Raw genomic sequence first — 13,587 nt, 5'->3', positions numbered from 1 at the left:
CATGAAGACCTCTTAGTCGTTCGGTGAGTGTGGTAACCACCAACCTAAGAGGTCTTCACCCTTTCACCGTGTAACCAACGTCCTGGCTGAGTACATCTAGACCCACGATGGGAGCCGGCAGCGCAGGGGCGACGGGGTTTAAAACAAAAAGACCCTGCGGCCTTGGCCTGCAGGGTCATTCTGTAGCGGCGGGGAGGCTCGATCTCCCGACCTCACGATTATGAGTCGTGCGCTCTAACCAACTGAGCTACGCCGCCGGAAATGAGGAAAACCTGTGCTCAGCCGGCCAAAAACCGCCTTGACACAGGCCCTCATTCAGAGCCCCCCACCGGAATCGATCCGGTGACCTCGTTCTTACCAAGAACGCGCTCTACCACTGAGCTAGGGGGGCAACGAGTAAATACTCTACCGGAAGATTCCGTTCCCAACAAGTCGGTACCAAAGCGCTCCGGGAAGCGTCAAAAACAGCGCAAATCCGGCGCTTTGGGGTCCCGTTTGCCGGGGTCAGCGGTACCGAACATACCAACGCCGGCCAAGACCCGCCAGCACACGGGCCGTGATTCAGGCCCCGTACTTGACCGATAACGACCACCACCAACTGCAAGGGGATTTTCAATGACAAAGTCAAGCGCCTTGAGTGACCGGTATCGTCCGGTGCTCGAAGCGTTTGCGGTCTCTGAGGAGCGCCCAGATGACGTTTATGCGGCGTCGGGCCAGGGCGAGGATGGCTTGCTTGTGGTTCTTCCCTTCAGCGCGTTTCCGGGTGTAGTAGGCCCGCGAGGTCGGACAGTGAACGGACGCGGTATGGGCGGAGAGGTGGCAGGCGCGCAGCAGTCGTCGGTCGTAGCGTCTGGGTCGGTGGTGGTTGCCGCTGACCCGGCCGGAGTCACGCGGGACCGGGGCTACCCCAGCGACGCCGGCGAGTCGGTTGGGGTTCTCGTATTGGTCCATGCTTCCGCCGGTCGCGGCGAGGAATTCGGCGGCGAGCTGCACACCAAACCCAGGGACGCTCAGCAGGATTTCGGCGTATTCATGCTCTCGCAACCGGACCTCTATCTGGGCCTCGACCTCCTCCATCTCTTCGCGCAGGCGCAGGATCTGAGCCGCGATCTTAGCCACCAGCATCGCGGCCGCTGTCTGCCCGGTCACGGCGGTGTGTTGGCGGCATGGAGGGCCCCGGCCGCGAGATCGAGCCCGTCACCGGTAACGACAGCAGCCGGCTCAAAGACCAGGGCCTGAAAGCAAAGAAGACATCGGCCGCTGACTACGGCACAGCGGAACGCCAAGAAGCCTTCGCGGCATCCCTGGCAAGCGCCATGGCCAACCAAACGCAAGTAGGAGGAGGCGCCGCCGCAGAACGCAACGAGGGCACCCACCCCAGCGCGTCCCTCGCCATGGGCAAAGGCGCAGCCAAAGCCAAGAAAGTCCGCACAGACGGCGCAGTGGGATCCGAGCGAAACTAAAGCGGCCCAGCTCCGAAAAACAAAAGGGTGATTGTGTCAACCTTGTCGGACCCCACCAGGACGGTGTGGATTTTAACGATCGACAATCTCCATATGAAGCTACCGAGGTGAGCCGGACGGGTACCGGCCACCCAGCCATGGGCGGACAAGTCGATCGAAGGGCCTGCGCTCCGGAGCCTCCGGGCTGGAAGGGCACCGTTGACGCTCAGCCTCGAACTGCTCCGGGACAGAAACCCGGCGGGAAAATACCGCCCGCACTGCGCACAGAAGCAGGCCCGGTCCCGGCCTCAGCGAACACGCCCTGGCGCTGGCCGTATCTGAACCATTTCACCGGTGCCCACTTTGTGCGTGGGCTATTCGGCGATGTCCTCAGCCCATAGTTCAGGGTGCTCGTCCTGGAAGGTGCGCATCATCTCGACGCATCGGGAATCATTCAATAGCACCACGTCGACGCCACGTGAGCGCAGAAGTTCGAATTCGCCGGGGAAAGTCATGGCCTCGCCCACCACTACGCGCGGAATCTTGAACTGGATGATGGTCCCGGTACACATCGCACACGGTGCCAAAGTGGTGTAGAGGGTCGTGTCACGGTAGCTTTTCTGGCGTCCGGCAGCCCGCAGCGCCGACATCTCGCCGTGGGCGATTGGATCACCATGCTGGACGCGCTCGTTGTGGCCGGTGGCAATCACTTCGCCGCCGCGGGCCAAGGCAGCGCCGATCGGGATGCCGCCCTCTCGGAGACTCTTTTGGGCGGCCTCGTAGGCAGCTTCGAAGACCGGGCCAGTGACGGTTCGTTCATTTTCGGACATGAGTGCAGTCTAAATCGCCCACGACGAAAAATTGTTGGCGCCGCTGAAACGGTTTGGCCAGTCGTTCCGTAAGGCTTACATAGGAACGAGTGCCGCGACGAGCACCAGGGCCACACCAAGCGCACTTGCGACTGCTGCAAATACGAGTCTCCCCCGGCGACCGGTTAGGTCACCTCTTGGGCCATTTCGTAGTTCCAGCGTGAGCATGAGGGCTGAAGCAGGGACAAGCACCAGGCCTGTAACCATAAACGTTGCCTGGATCGTAGTCATTGGCTATCTGCCTTCAGCACCTAAGCGGATGTTAGCTGCGACTCTATATCTGGGACGGGTCGTTTGTGTTAACAAAGGACTTCAAGGATCCACCGCAGGAAGCTGACCAAACAGCCGATTGACCGAATAGGACCTAGATCTCCGCTCCGGTTCGCCTATGGAAAGTTTTTCCTCTGGACGCAGTGTGGCCGGGGTATACCCAAGGCCGGTGTCGGGTAATTCGGGAACAGCCCTGCAGCGGCGTGGATGCAGCATCGTCGCTGCCTGGTCGAAACCTGGCCGGCTGTTTAACGCCCCCCTGACTCCCCGTCGGTGTACAGGTCATCCCGGCGGAATTTGGCGGCCAGCAGATCCTCGACGTGCCTGCCTCTATCCTGGCATTTTGGTCAACACCCTCACTTAGCCGATGTGCGCAGAACCCTGACCCGAAGGCGCCGCGGGAAAGTCTCCCCGCGGCGCCTTCGTTGAACCGTGTTGGCCTGTGGAATCGCTGCCCACTAGGCCGGAACAACCGCAGGCGCGGGTTCATGGAGCAGTTCACTTCCCAGATCGACGGCCAGATCCCGGACAACCTGTCCGTACAGCAGGCCGCCCTTGGCTGCGCTGGAGCCAGCAGCGGAGGAGAGGCAGCCGGTGGCGGGTGTCCGTTCCGGAACCACCGGGAGCCTGTCGAAGCGCGGGAGGACCGCAGCGGGACCGTCGACCAGGCGGTCCATGGCTACCCGAGCCGGTTCGAGGTGGAGCATGAGCGAGGTTTCCAGGACCCCGCCGTGCTCGATGTCCCAGCCCGGGAAGCCATCGGGGTAGACCTGCCCGAGTGTGTCATCGCTGACGAAGTCCCAGTACGACAGAAGCAGCGCGCTTTGCTCTGCCCCGGGCTTGATCCTCAGCTCGTCCAAGGCGAGGTCGATGCCCTCGTACAGGAACTGATAATTCTCGAAGTGGCCGTTGATGAAGACCACGTGCCGGACGCCTTGGTTGAGGAAGGACTTGACCAGGTTGCGCGCCACGCCGATAAGGGTTGCGCCATCCAGGCTCGTTGTACCGGCGAGGTGGTTGCCGCCGCCGGACTTCTGCTGCGACTTGTACCCGTAAGCGATGGGCTGGGCAACCAGTCCACCCAGCCGCCTGGCTGCACCCTCCGCGAAGTGGGAGGCGAGGATGGTGTCCGTTCCCAGCGGAAGGTGGGGGCCGTGCTGTTCCAGGGACCCGACGGGAATGAGGACGATCGCGTCCCCGGATGCCAAAGCTTCGCGATAGGCAAAGGCATCCAGGTCTTCCAGTAATACTGACTTGTCCATGCTGGTGGTGCTCCTCGTTTGGTGCCGTGTGCGAGTGGCGGCTGACGCTCTCACCGGGTGTTCGGCGCTGATGATCTTGTGGGCCGCCGGTCCCAAGGGCAATCTTGTGACGTTTTCGGCGCCATCGGGGTGAGCTTTGGTCAGAGACCGGCGGAGGGAGCGGACACAGCGGGAAGGTTGGCCGTCCCGGTGGCGGATGCCTCTGGGGCGGATTTAGTGTTACTGCGGAGGTGCAGGTAGCGCCGGTGGAATCGCGGGCCCATTATGGCGTAGGTTGCGGCGCTGGTCAGGCCGCCGGCGAGCCAGGACAGGTCCCATCCACCGAGGGCGACGGCGATGGGTCCCTGCATGGCCGGCACCAGCCCGTACATGAACAGCCACGTGGCGAAGATGCCGACGATTAGGGCGGCAATGCCGGCCGGGTTCACAGCCGGGAGGCGCTTGGTGCCGACGGCGTCGAACAGCCGTGAGGGATCGCCGGGCCAGCGCTTGTCAAGCCAGAAATAGTGGACAAGCATGACGCCGCCCCAGGCAGCCACCCAGGCCACGAGACCGATCAGCCAGGCGTCCAGGACAGAGGCGAAGTCCTCCTGGAAGATGAAGAAGACGACTGCGGCAAGGGAGAACACGCCGACGAACAGGTTCAGCTTGCGCCTACTGATGGAGATGTCGAGAGCCTGCGTGGCGACCGAGAAGGTATAGATGTTCAAGATGTTGGTCGCGATCGGGCCGTGCAGCACCATGAGCAGCACCGGCAGGGCCAGCGCGCCGAAGTTGAGCACGATTAGTTTGCCCGGATCTATTTCCCCTGTGTTTGTGGCCAAACTGGCCCCTAGGATTCCGAGCCAGACGACGGGTATAAACTGGCCCAGCACGGAGGCGAGGTAGACCTTGCGCTTAGGCACCGTGGAGCTGACGAAGCGGGAGTAGTCCGCGGCGTAGGTGAACCAAGTGATGCCCCAGCCAATGCCGATGGCCGTCATGACCGCGCTCATCGCGGCGATGCGTTCCGAGCCTTCCAGGATATGGCCGGCAGGTCCGGCGTAGGTCCAGTTGATCTTCATGCCGAACCAGGCGACTGCCGACATCACCGTCAGGATGATGATGGTTGGCGGGACGGTCCATTTCTCGAACGCGGCGATCGCCTTGTAACCGAACCAGGCGATAGCCACCTGTACGGCCATGATGAAGGTGGCGATGCCGATCTTCCAGAGGTAGTTCTTGGCCTCCGGATCCACCCAGCCGAGCGTTCCGAACAGCGCCATGACCAGATCCAGGATGATCCAGGTGTTGACGGCGCACCAGCCGATGACCAAGAGGGCCTGGATAGCCGCGGGCAGGTAGTTCCCCTGCCGGCCGAAGGCGGCCCGGGCCAACACCATACCGGTGGCGCCGGTCTTTTGGCCGAGGAGCACAAAGCATCCGAAGAGCAGCATGCCTATCAGGTTCCCCAGTACAAGGACTGTCACGGTGTCCGCGAAACCCAGCCCCAGCTGGATGCCGAGCGCACCCAGGACCCAGTTGATCGGGGCGAGGTTGGCGCCGGCCCAGATCCAGAACTGACCGGAGACTTTTCGGGTGCGCTGGGATTCGGGAATGGGCTGGAGCCAGGCCTCGTGGTCCACGTGGTCTTCGTTGACCACTGGACTGGCGGGTATCGCTTGGGATTTTTCAGGCATTGGAGCCTCCGTTTGAGTTTTGGGGTTCCTCCAAGAATATGTGGCATACACCACACCTGCCTATATATAATGTGTCAAGTCAATATCTAATTTTAGCGACGGAGTGTCATGCCCATTCGCCTGAGGGAAGTCCTGGACCATCCGATGCTTTCGATCGCTGATCCCATCGTCCGGGCAGCGGCTGGCCCGGCGGAGCGGACCCAGCTCCGTTGGATCCACTCCAGCGAGATCCTGGACATCGCTCCCCTACTTGACGGCGGGGAGCTGCTGCTGACAGGAGGTGAAGCCCTCGCCCAGGCCTCAGAGGATCGGCAAATCATGTACGTCCGCCAATTGGCCGAGCGGGGCGTGGCGGCGCTGGCCATCGAAACCGGCGTCGCCCTTCCCGCGCTGCCCTCCGCCATGGTTGCGGCCGCCGAGGCAGCCGGATTTCCGTTGATCGAGCTCCGCAAAGTGGTGCCGTTTGTCGCTGTCATGCAAGCGATCAACTCGATGCTGGTCAGTGAATCGGTTTCGCAGTTGCGGCGGGCCGACGAGGCCAGCCACGCGATGGCCGTTGAGCTGGCGCACGGCGGCAGTCTGGACCGGATCCTGGCCGTCCTCGCAGGCATCACCCACTCCGAGGTGACCCTGGCGTCCCTGACAGGGGCGCTCCTGGCCAGTGCAACGCCCGTGAACGCTGAGTCCGACGACGTTGCCACCGACTCTTTCCACGCAACGCAGGACCATGCACGGCTGATCCATATCGACGTTCCGGTACGGGGGATCCTAGCCGCGCAGCTGTTGCTCCGGGTGCCGGTAGACGAGGACGAAAATCTTGCGCGCACGGCCGGGAAGCGGTCGGTGGACATCCTCGCCTTGGCGATGCTGCAGCGGAGGTCCCCCGGACTCCGGGAGGTCGCAGGAGCTGCCTTGATCCGCGCAATTGATTCAGGCAGCCAGACGTGGCGGCTTCAGCAGTTGGCATCGGCAGCAGGAATTCCGGTCTCCGCCCCGCTGGTGGCCCTGGTGGTCCGGTCAGATTCCTCCCAACAGCTGCGTACCTCTGTCGAGCAGCTGCTGGACCGGGCGGCGCACTCCCACGCCACCTACGTCGACAACGCCGAACTTCTCGCAGTGGCCGGCCTGGGCGGCGACGCGCCGGAGCAGAGCCGGCAACGGCTCATTGCCGGGCTCCTGGAGCTTCCGGCCGTAGCCAAGACGCTCGCGGCAGTGGGCCCCCTGGCGGCTGGCATTTCGGCGGCCCCCTGGTCGTTGTCCGAAGCCAAGCTCACGCTGGAACTTGCCGTCTCCCCGGAAAAATCAGGTTCCGAAATCGGTGGCGAGCACCAATCCGTGCTCGACGCGGAGGCATTCGCAGTGGAACGCCTCGCCGTTCAATCCCTGGACCCCTATCAACGACGGAACTTCGTCCGCCACCAGCTGGGTGCGCTCGTGGACTACGATGCGCAACGCAATTCGCGGCTGCTCGACACTCTGGCAACGTGGCTGGATTCCGGGTGCAACACCGCCCAAGCCGCCAGGGAGCTACATCTGGAACGGCAGTCGTTGCACCAGCGGCTGCGGCGGATCTTCGAGCTGTGCGGCGGTGACCCGCGGGCAACGCGTCGGTTGGCGGCATTGCATTTGGCCACCCGGCTGGCGCGGCTTGCCTGACTCCATTCCAACTGGCCCGACGTCCTAGCTTTGCCCGTGCTCCTGGGCCCGGGCCGGCCGTCCGCCGAGCCGGATGGTGACCTGCCGGGCGGCGGCCGCGCAAGCCTCGCCAAGACTTTGCAGCCGCTCGCGGGAAACCCGAAACCGGGGGGCAGGAATGAGGACGGCGGCCACGATGTCTCCACGATGATCATAGACAGGCGCGGCCACGCCGACTTCGTCGATGGAGGATTCCCCGTAGTTGATGGCCCAGCCGCGGGCCTTCACATCTTTAAGTTTGATCTGGTATCCATCGAGGCCGACGTCGTCGAGTCCCGGATACGTTATTGTCCCGCTGCGGAGCAGTGCAGGGACACGCTCGACCGGTTCGGCGGACAGGAAGACCTGCACGGAGGCGCTCATGGCGTCCTGGTACCTGGCGCCCAGCGGTGTGGTGTGCTTGATCTGCTGGTGGCTGGCGATCTGTTCCACACACATCGACTCCGTGCCGTTCCACAGCATCAGCGCACTGGTTTCGCCGGTCTGTTCGGTGAGTTCCTGCAGGACCGGGTAGGCCACGCGCCGTTCTTCCAGCTCGGCCAGAAGCGGCCCGGCGACGGCGATCAGTCCCAGGCCAAGTCGGAAGCGCCGGGTTTCCGGATCCCGTTCCACGAGGTGTTCCTGTTCGAAGGTGGACAGGATCCGGGAAACCGTGCTCTTGTGCAGGCCAACGCGGTTGGCGATCTCAGTGACGCCGAGCAGCGGTTCGTCGGCGGTGAACGTTCGCAGCACGGCGATGGCGTTGACGATGACCGAGGCGCCCTTGGCGTCGCCGTTTCCGTTGGTATCAGGAGATTCTTCTGGACTCATGGTGACTCTCATCATTCCTTACGGAAGCCAAAAGCGGCGCCACTTGGAAAGTGGCGCCGCCTCATTGCGGATCAGGGACGCTCAGGCGCCTACGATGTTGTATTCCGGCCCGAACGGGAACTTGGTGATGTTCTCGGCCCCGTCCTCGCCGACCACCAGGATGTCGTGCTCACGGTAGCCGCCGGCGCCGGGCTGGCCGTCAAGGACCGTGATCATTGGTTCCATGGAGACCACCATGCCCGGTTCCAGGACGGTGTCGATGTCCTCGCGGAGTTCGAGTCCGGCTTCCCGGCCGTAGTAGTGGCTCAGGACCCCGAAGGAGTGCCCATAGCCGAACGTGCGGTTGGCCAGCAGTCCGTGGCCTACGTAGATCTCGTTCAGTTCGGCGGCGATGTCCTTGCAGACGGCTCCTGGCTTGATCAGTTCCAGGCCGCGCTTGTGGACTTCCACGTTGATGGTCCACAGCTCCAGCGACCGGGCGTCTGGTTCACCATAAAACAAGGTGCGCTCCAGGGCGGTGTAGTAGCCGGAGGTCATGGGGAAGCAGTTCAGGGACAGGATGTCGTGTTCCTGGATCTTGCGGGTGGTGGCCCAGTTGTGGGCGCCGTCGGTGTTGATGCCGGACTGGAACCAGACCCAGGTGTCCCGGATTTCCGAGTCCGGGAAGGTCCGGGCGATTTCGTGGACCATGGCTTCGGTGCCGATCAGGGCGACCTCGTATTCGGTAATCCCGGCGGTGATGGCGTTGCGGATGGCTTCTCCGCCCAGGTCGCCGATGCGGGCTCCGTGCTTGATGACCTCGATCTCTTCGGCTGATTTGATCATCCGCTGGCGCATGGCGGCCTGGGCGACGTCCACGAGGGTGGCGGAGTCGAAGGCTGCCTGGATTTTGTTGCGGTTGTCCAGCGGGAGTGAATCATCTTCGACGCCGATCCGGCGCGGATTAATGCCGCGGGTGCGGAGCGCCTCCTGGATGGCGAAGATGTAGTTGTCGCGGCGCCAGTCCGTGTAGACCACGTTGTCGCCATAGCTGCGGCGCCACGGCATGCCGGCGTCGATGTTGGCCGTGACGGTCACGGTGTCGTCCTTGGTGACCACCATGGCATAGGAGCGGCCGAAGTAGGTGAACAGGAAGTCGGAGTAGTACTTGATGGAGTGGTAGCTCGTCAGGACGACGGCGTCCAGATTCTTCTCCTCCATGATGCGGCGCAGCCCGGACAGCCGGCGCTCAAACTCAGCGTTTGAAAAGGTCAGTTTTTCCTTCTGTCCGTTGTGCAGGACCTTCAGCCGTTCCAGTTCGGAAATCGACGAGGCGTTTGCGGAGATGGTGCTGGTCATGGTGGTGGTGCCTTTCTTCGGTGCTGTTCTTTGAAGCGGAAAATTGGGGCGTCAGCCTGGGCTATTTATGGCTCAGCGGTTCCTTGCTGGTTTCACGGGAGAGCACCACGGCGATCAGGGAGATGATCGCGGCGCCCACCAGGTACCAGGCCGGGGCCAGTTCATTGGCCGTCGCGGCGATCAGGAGCGTCGCCATAAAGGGTGCGGTGCCGCCAAAGAGGGCGTTGGAGAGGTTGAAGCTGACCGCGAATCCGCTGTAGCGGACACGGGTCGGGAACATTTCCGCCAGGAAGCTCGGAAGCGTGCCGTCGTTGAGGGTGAGCATCGCGCCGAGCAGGACCTGGACGAGGACGATCACCAGGAAGTTTCCGGTGCCGAGCAGGGCGAAGGCTGGAACGGTCAGCACGATGAAGCTGAGGGATGCTGCGATGAGAACCTTCTTGCGGCCGTAGCGGTCAGAGAGCATTCCGGTCAGGAAGATGAACCCGATGTATGTCACCAGGGCGATGGTCGTGGCCAGGAAGGACTCGGTTTTGCCGAGGCCGAGTTCCGAGGAAAGGTAGGTCGGCATGTAGCTGAGAATTACGTAGAAGCCGACGGCGTTGAGCAGCACCGCTCCGACTGCCCTCAGCAGCAGCCGCCAATGGTCGCGGAAGAGGCCAAAGACCGGGGCCTTGATGGTCTGGTCCTCTGCTGCGAGTTCGCGGAACACCGGGGTGTCTTCGAGCTTGGTGCGGATGTAGCGTCCGATCAGGCCCATCGGGGCGGCGAGCAGGAATGGCAGACGCCACCCCCAGCTCTGCATGGCCTCGGAGCTAAGCAGAGCGGTCAGCAGCCCCGCGAGCAGAGAGCCGAGCAACAGGCCGGCAGCCGTACTGGCGGGAACGACGGCGGCGTAGAGGCCGCGTTTGTTGGCCGGGGCGTACTCCACCAGGAATGCGGAGGCGCCGGCGTATTCCCCCGAGGCGGAGAAGCCCTGCGCAACCCGGATTATCAGCAGCAGGATGGGAGCCCCGATGCCGATCGTGGCGTAGCCAGGAATTAGGGCGATGCAGAATGTCGCTCCGGACATGATCAGGATGGACAGCGAAAGTGCTGTCCGGCGCCCAACGCGGTCGCCGATGTGGCCCCAGACGAAGCCGCCCAACGGCCGAACCAGGAACGAGATGGCGAACAGGGCGAACGTGAGCAGGAGCCCGGTCTGGGGGTTGGATTCGGGAAAGAAGACTGCGGCGATGGTGACTGCCAGGTAGCCGTAGACCGCGTAGTCAAACCACTCCACGAAGTTGCCGATGAAGCTCGCGGCGATCACCCGGCGTCGGGTCTCCTTGCTGACTGCGTGAACAGGTCCAATGGCCGTCGGAGGCAGTGAATCTGCGGAATCCGGAGCCCGCCGTGAGCTGGAGTCCGGGATGGTTGCCGCTTGATTTGGTTCGTTACTCATATGTCCACCAATGAAAATTTGGAGTTGCATTGAACGCAACGCTGTTGCATCAGATTATGCGTGAGCTGAAACACAGTCAAGGGTTTTTTTCCGCGGATATAGAAATCTGGCCACCTTACGATTCGGAAGAAAAGTGATTGACGCAACACCGGCGGCCAACTAGAGTTGCATTCAACGCAACACTGTTGCATTCGTCTTTAAGTTTCCTTGAACCGAAAGAGGCCGCCATGACGGGCACCCTGAATGAAACCCTGGCCAGCGTCGACGCCGACGTCGCCCGGGCCATTGACCATGAGCTGGAGCGCCAGCAGTCCACCCTCGAGATGATCGCGTCCGAGAATTTCGCCCCCGCCTCGGTCATGGAGGCGCAGGGCTCGGTGCTGACGAACAAATACGCCGAGGGCTACCCGGGCAAGCGCTACTACGGCGGCTGCGAACACGTTGACGTGATCGAGCAGCTCGCCATCGACCGGGTCAAGGCCCTGTTCGGCGCGGAAGCGGCGAACGTGCAGCCGCACTCGGGTGCGCAGGCCAACGCCGCCGCCATGTTTGCCCTGCTGGAGCCGGGCGACACGATCATGGGACTCTCGCTGGCGCACGGCGGACACCTCACCCACGGGATGCGCATCAACTTTTCCGGCAAGCTTTACAACGTCGTCCCTTACCATGTGCGCGAATCCGACATGATCGTGGATATGGCCGAGGTCGAGGCTCTTGCCCTGGAGCACCGCCCGAAGATGATCGTGGCCGGCTGGTCCGCGTATACGCGCCAGCTCGACTTCGCGGAGTTCCGCCGCATCGCCGACGCCGTGGGCGCCTATCTCATGGTGGACATGGCTCACTTCGCCGGCCTGGTGGCCGCGGGGCTGCACCCGAACCCGGTGCCGTATGCCGACGTCGTCACCACCACCACGCACAAGACCTTGGGTGGCCCGCGCGGAGGCGTGATCCTCAGCCGTGAGTCCCTGGCGCGCAAGATCAACAGCGCCGTCTTCCCCGGCCAGCAGGGCGGCCCACTGGAACACGTGATCGCGGCCAAGGCCGTGTCCTTTAAGATCGCAGCAAGCGATGAGTTCAAGGACAGGCAGCAACGCACTCTGGAAGGGGCCAAGATCCTGGCCGAGCGCCTGCTCGCACCGGACGTCGCCGAATACGGTATCTCCGTAGTGGGCGGCGGCACCGACGTGCACCTGGTCCTGGTGGACCTGCGCAACTCGGCCCTGGACGGGCAGCAGGGCGAGGATCGCCTGCACCGAATCGGCATCACCGTGAACCGCAACGCCGTCCCGTTCGACCCCCGCCCGCCGATGGTCTCCTCCGGGCTCCGGATCGGCACCCCCGCCTTGGCCACCCGCGGCTTCGGCCCGGCCGAATTCACCGAGGTTGCCGACATCATCGCCGAGGCCATCAAGGGCAAGCTCAGCGACGAGTCGGCCGTCCTGCTCCGCGACCGGGTCACGGTCCTCGCCGAGAAATTTCCGCTTTACCCGAATCTTTCCGGAACTGCCGGAACCACCCCGAACGGAGTTGCACTATGAGCACGGAACAGCTTCCGGAGCACCCGGAATTTCTCTGGCGCAACCCGGAGCCCAAGTCCTCCTACGACGCAGTGATTGTCGGCGGCGGCGGGCACGGCCTCGCCACCGCCTACTACTTGGCCAAGAACCACGGCATGACGAACATCGCGGTGCTGGAAAAGGGCTGGCTTGCCGGCGGGAACATGGCCCGGAACACCACCATCATCCGCTCCAACTACCTCTGGGACGAGAGCGCGGCGATCTACGAGCACGCCCTGAAGCTGTGGGAGATCCTGCCGGAGGAGCTCGAGTATGACTTCCTGTTCAGCCAGCGCGGCGTGATGAACCTCGCCCACACCCTGGGCGATGTCCGCGAAAGTATCCGACGGGTGGGGGCCAACAAGCTCAACGGAGTGGATGCGGAGTGGCTGGATCCGCAGCAGGTCAAGGAACTCTGCCCCATCCTGAACATCAACGACAACATCCGCTACCCCGTTATGGGCGCCACGTACCAGCCGCGCGCCGGCATCGCCAAGCACGACCACGTCGCGTGGGCCTTTGCCCGCAAATGCGATGAGCTCGGCGTGGACATCATTCAGAACTGCGAAGTCACCGGCTTCGTCAAGGACGGCAACAAGGTGGTCGGGGTCAAGACCAACCAGGGCACCATCCACACCGAAAAGGTGGGTCTCTGCGCGGCCGGCCACAGCTCGGTGCTGGCCGAGATGGCCGGTTTCCGGCTGCCGATCCAGTCCCACCCGCTCCAGGCCCTCGTGTCCGAACTCCACGAACCGGTCCACCCCACCGTCGTCATGTCCAACCATGTCCACGTCTACGTCTCCCAGGCACACAAGGGCGAACTCGTTATGGGCGCCGGCGTTGATTCCTACAACGGCTACGGGCAGCGCGGATCCTTCCACGTGATCGAGCACCAGATGGCCGCCGCCGTCGAGCTCTTCCCGATTTTCGCCCGGGCCCACGTGCTCCGGACCTGGGGCGGGATCGTTGACACCACACTGGATGCCTCCCCCATCGTCGGCACCACCCCGGTGGAGAACATGTTCGTCAACTGCGGCTGGGGAACCGGCGGATTCAAGGGCACCCCGGCCGCCGGGCTGACCTTCGCGCACACCATCGCCACTGGAACGCCGCACAAGCTCAACAAACCTTTTGCCCTCGAGCGCTTCGAAACCGGCGCCCTGATCGATGAACACGGCGCCGCCGCCGTGGCCCACTAGCCGCCGCCCCTTAGAAAGAAGAC

10 protein-coding genes, 2 tRNA genes and 1 pseudogene are annotated in these 13,587 nt (G+C 63.2%); 4 read left to right on the top strand and 9 right to left on the bottom strand.

Annotated elements, in window-relative coordinates; all coding sequences use genetic code 11:
- Nucleotides 1–183 precede the first annotated feature (183 nt).
- From ABIB49_RS14285 to ABIB49_RS14275, 3 genes and pseudogenes are all read right to left on the bottom strand, one after another.
- Nucleotides 184–257 (bottom strand) — tRNA-Met (locus ABIB49_RS14285).
- A gap of 62 nt (nucleotides 258–319) precedes the next feature.
- Nucleotides 320–391, bottom strand: a tRNA-Thr gene (locus tag ABIB49_RS14280).
- Nucleotides 392–624: 233 nt separating this feature from the next.
- A pseudogene (locus ABIB49_RS14275) lies at nucleotides 625–1,161 on the bottom strand (transposase); the annotation flags it as partial.
- A 5-nt stretch (nucleotides 1,162–1,166) separates the two neighbouring features.
- Between ABIB49_RS14275 and ABIB49_RS14270 the strand changes: the two are divergent.
- On the top strand, nucleotides 1,167–1,463 hold the full coding sequence (locus ABIB49_RS14270; RefSeq protein ID WP_226773936.1) for a hypothetical protein: 297 nt from the start codon (nucleotides 1,167–1,169) through the stop codon (nucleotides 1,461–1,463).
- A gap of 353 nt (nucleotides 1,464–1,816) precedes the next feature.
- Here the strand turns inward: ABIB49_RS14270 and ABIB49_RS14265 are convergent, their stop codons facing one another.
- The 3 genes from ABIB49_RS14265 to ABIB49_RS14255 form a co-directional block, all read right to left on the bottom strand.
- Nucleotides 1,817–2,272, bottom strand: a complete 456-nt coding sequence (locus ABIB49_RS14265) for a nucleoside deaminase (RefSeq protein WP_226773937.1) — start codon at nucleotides 2,270–2,272, stop codon at nucleotides 1,817–1,819.
- A 767-nt stretch (nucleotides 2,273–3,039) separates the two neighbouring features.
- Nucleotides 3,040–3,843 carry a creatininase gene (locus tag ABIB49_RS14260; protein ID WP_226773938.1) on the bottom strand — a complete coding sequence of 268 codons (804 nt, stop codon included), beginning with the start codon at nucleotides 3,841–3,843 and terminating at the stop codon, nucleotides 3,040–3,042.
- Nucleotides 3,844–3,983: 140 nt separating this feature from the next.
- Complete coding sequence (locus ABIB49_RS14255; protein ID WP_226773939.1) at nucleotides 3,984–5,522, bottom strand: purine-cytosine permease family protein; 1,539 nt, start codon at nucleotides 5,520–5,522, stop codon at nucleotides 3,984–3,986.
- A 108-nt stretch (nucleotides 5,523–5,630) separates the two neighbouring features.
- Here ABIB49_RS14255 and ABIB49_RS14250 point away from each other — a divergent pair, with 108 nt between their 5' ends.
- Nucleotides 5,631–7,178 (top strand): PucR family transcriptional regulator, encoded by a 1,548-nt coding sequence (locus tag ABIB49_RS14250; protein WP_354157184.1) that lies wholly within the window; start codon nucleotides 5,631–5,633, stop codon nucleotides 7,176–7,178.
- Nucleotides 7,179–7,202: 24 nt separating this feature from the next.
- On the opposite strand, the gene ABIB49_RS14245 is transcribed toward ABIB49_RS14250, so the two are convergent.
- From ABIB49_RS14245 to ABIB49_RS14235, 3 genes are all read right to left on the bottom strand, one after another.
- A complete protein-coding gene (locus ABIB49_RS14245) occupies nucleotides 7,203–8,027 on the bottom strand; it encodes an IclR family transcriptional regulator (RefSeq protein WP_226773941.1) in 825 nt (274 codons plus the stop codon).
- An 81-nt stretch (nucleotides 8,028–8,108) separates the two neighbouring features.
- Nucleotides 8,109–9,365 carry an aminopeptidase P family protein gene (locus tag ABIB49_RS14240; protein WP_283480251.1) on the bottom strand — a complete coding sequence of 419 codons (1,257 nt, stop codon included), beginning with the start codon at nucleotides 9,363–9,365 and terminating at the stop codon, nucleotides 8,109–8,111.
- A 61-nt stretch (nucleotides 9,366–9,426) separates the two neighbouring features.
- Complete coding sequence (locus ABIB49_RS14235; RefSeq protein WP_226773943.1) at nucleotides 9,427–10,809, bottom strand: MFS transporter; 1,383 nt, start codon at nucleotides 10,807–10,809, stop codon at nucleotides 9,427–9,429.
- A gap of 227 nt (nucleotides 10,810–11,036) precedes the next feature.
- On the opposite strand from ABIB49_RS14235, the gene glyA reads away from it, so the two are divergent.
- A complete protein-coding gene (gene glyA, locus ABIB49_RS14230; RefSeq protein WP_226773944.1) occupies nucleotides 11,037–12,347 on the top strand; it encodes a serine hydroxymethyltransferase in 1,311 nt (436 codons plus the stop codon).
- Nucleotides 12,344–13,564 (top strand): sarcosine oxidase subunit beta family protein, encoded by a 1,221-nt coding sequence (locus ABIB49_RS14225; RefSeq protein ID WP_226773945.1) that lies wholly within the window; start codon nucleotides 12,344–12,346, stop codon nucleotides 13,562–13,564. The genes glyA and ABIB49_RS14225 overlap by 4 nt, the downstream gene beginning before the upstream one ends.
- The last annotated feature ends 23 nt before the right edge of the window (nucleotides 13,565–13,587 follow it).

Origin of the sequence: Arthrobacter sp. UYCu512 (genome assembly GCF_040547075.1) — a bacterium.
Taxonomy (GTDB): Bacteria; Actinomycetota; Actinomycetes; order Actinomycetales; family Micrococcaceae; genus Arthrobacter.
Note: the sequence above shows the minus strand (reverse complement) of the source record. Positions and strands in the feature narration are given on the sequence as shown.

Coding starts and splice junctions, on each gene's coding strand:
- ABIB49_RS14235 (WP_226773943.1), bottom strand. CDS start 10,809: ATGAGTAACGAACCAAATCAAGCGGCAACCATCCCGGACTCCAGCTCA.
- ABIB49_RS14255 (WP_226773939.1), bottom strand. CDS start 5,522: ATGCCTGAAAAATCCCAAGCGATACCCGCCAGTCCAGTGGTCAACGAA.
- ABIB49_RS14225 (WP_226773945.1), top strand. CDS start 12,344: ATGAGCACGGAACAGCTTCCGGAGCACCCGGAATTTCTCTGGCGCAAC.
- ABIB49_RS14265 (WP_226773937.1), bottom strand. CDS start 2,272: ATGTCCGAAAATGAACGAACCGTCACTGGCCCGGTCTTCGAAGCTGCC.
- glyA (WP_226773944.1), top strand. CDS start 11,037: ATGACGGGCACCCTGAATGAAACCCTGGCCAGCGTCGACGCCGACGTC.
- ABIB49_RS14260 (WP_226773938.1), bottom strand. CDS start 3,843: ATGGACAAGTCAGTATTACTGGAAGACCTGGATGCCTTTGCCTATCGC.
- ABIB49_RS14270 (WP_226773936.1), top strand. CDS start 1,167: ATGGAGGGCCCCGGCCGCGAGATCGAGCCCGTCACCGGTAACGACAGC.
- ABIB49_RS14245 (WP_226773941.1), bottom strand. CDS start 8,027: ATGAGTCCAGAAGAATCTCCTGATACCAACGGAAACGGCGACGCCAAG.
- ABIB49_RS14240 (WP_283480251.1), bottom strand. CDS start 9,365: ATGACCAGCACCATCTCCGCAAACGCCTCGTCGATTTCCGAACTGGAA.
- ABIB49_RS14250 (WP_354157184.1), top strand. CDS start 5,631: ATGCCCATTCGCCTGAGGGAAGTCCTGGACCATCCGATGCTTTCGATC.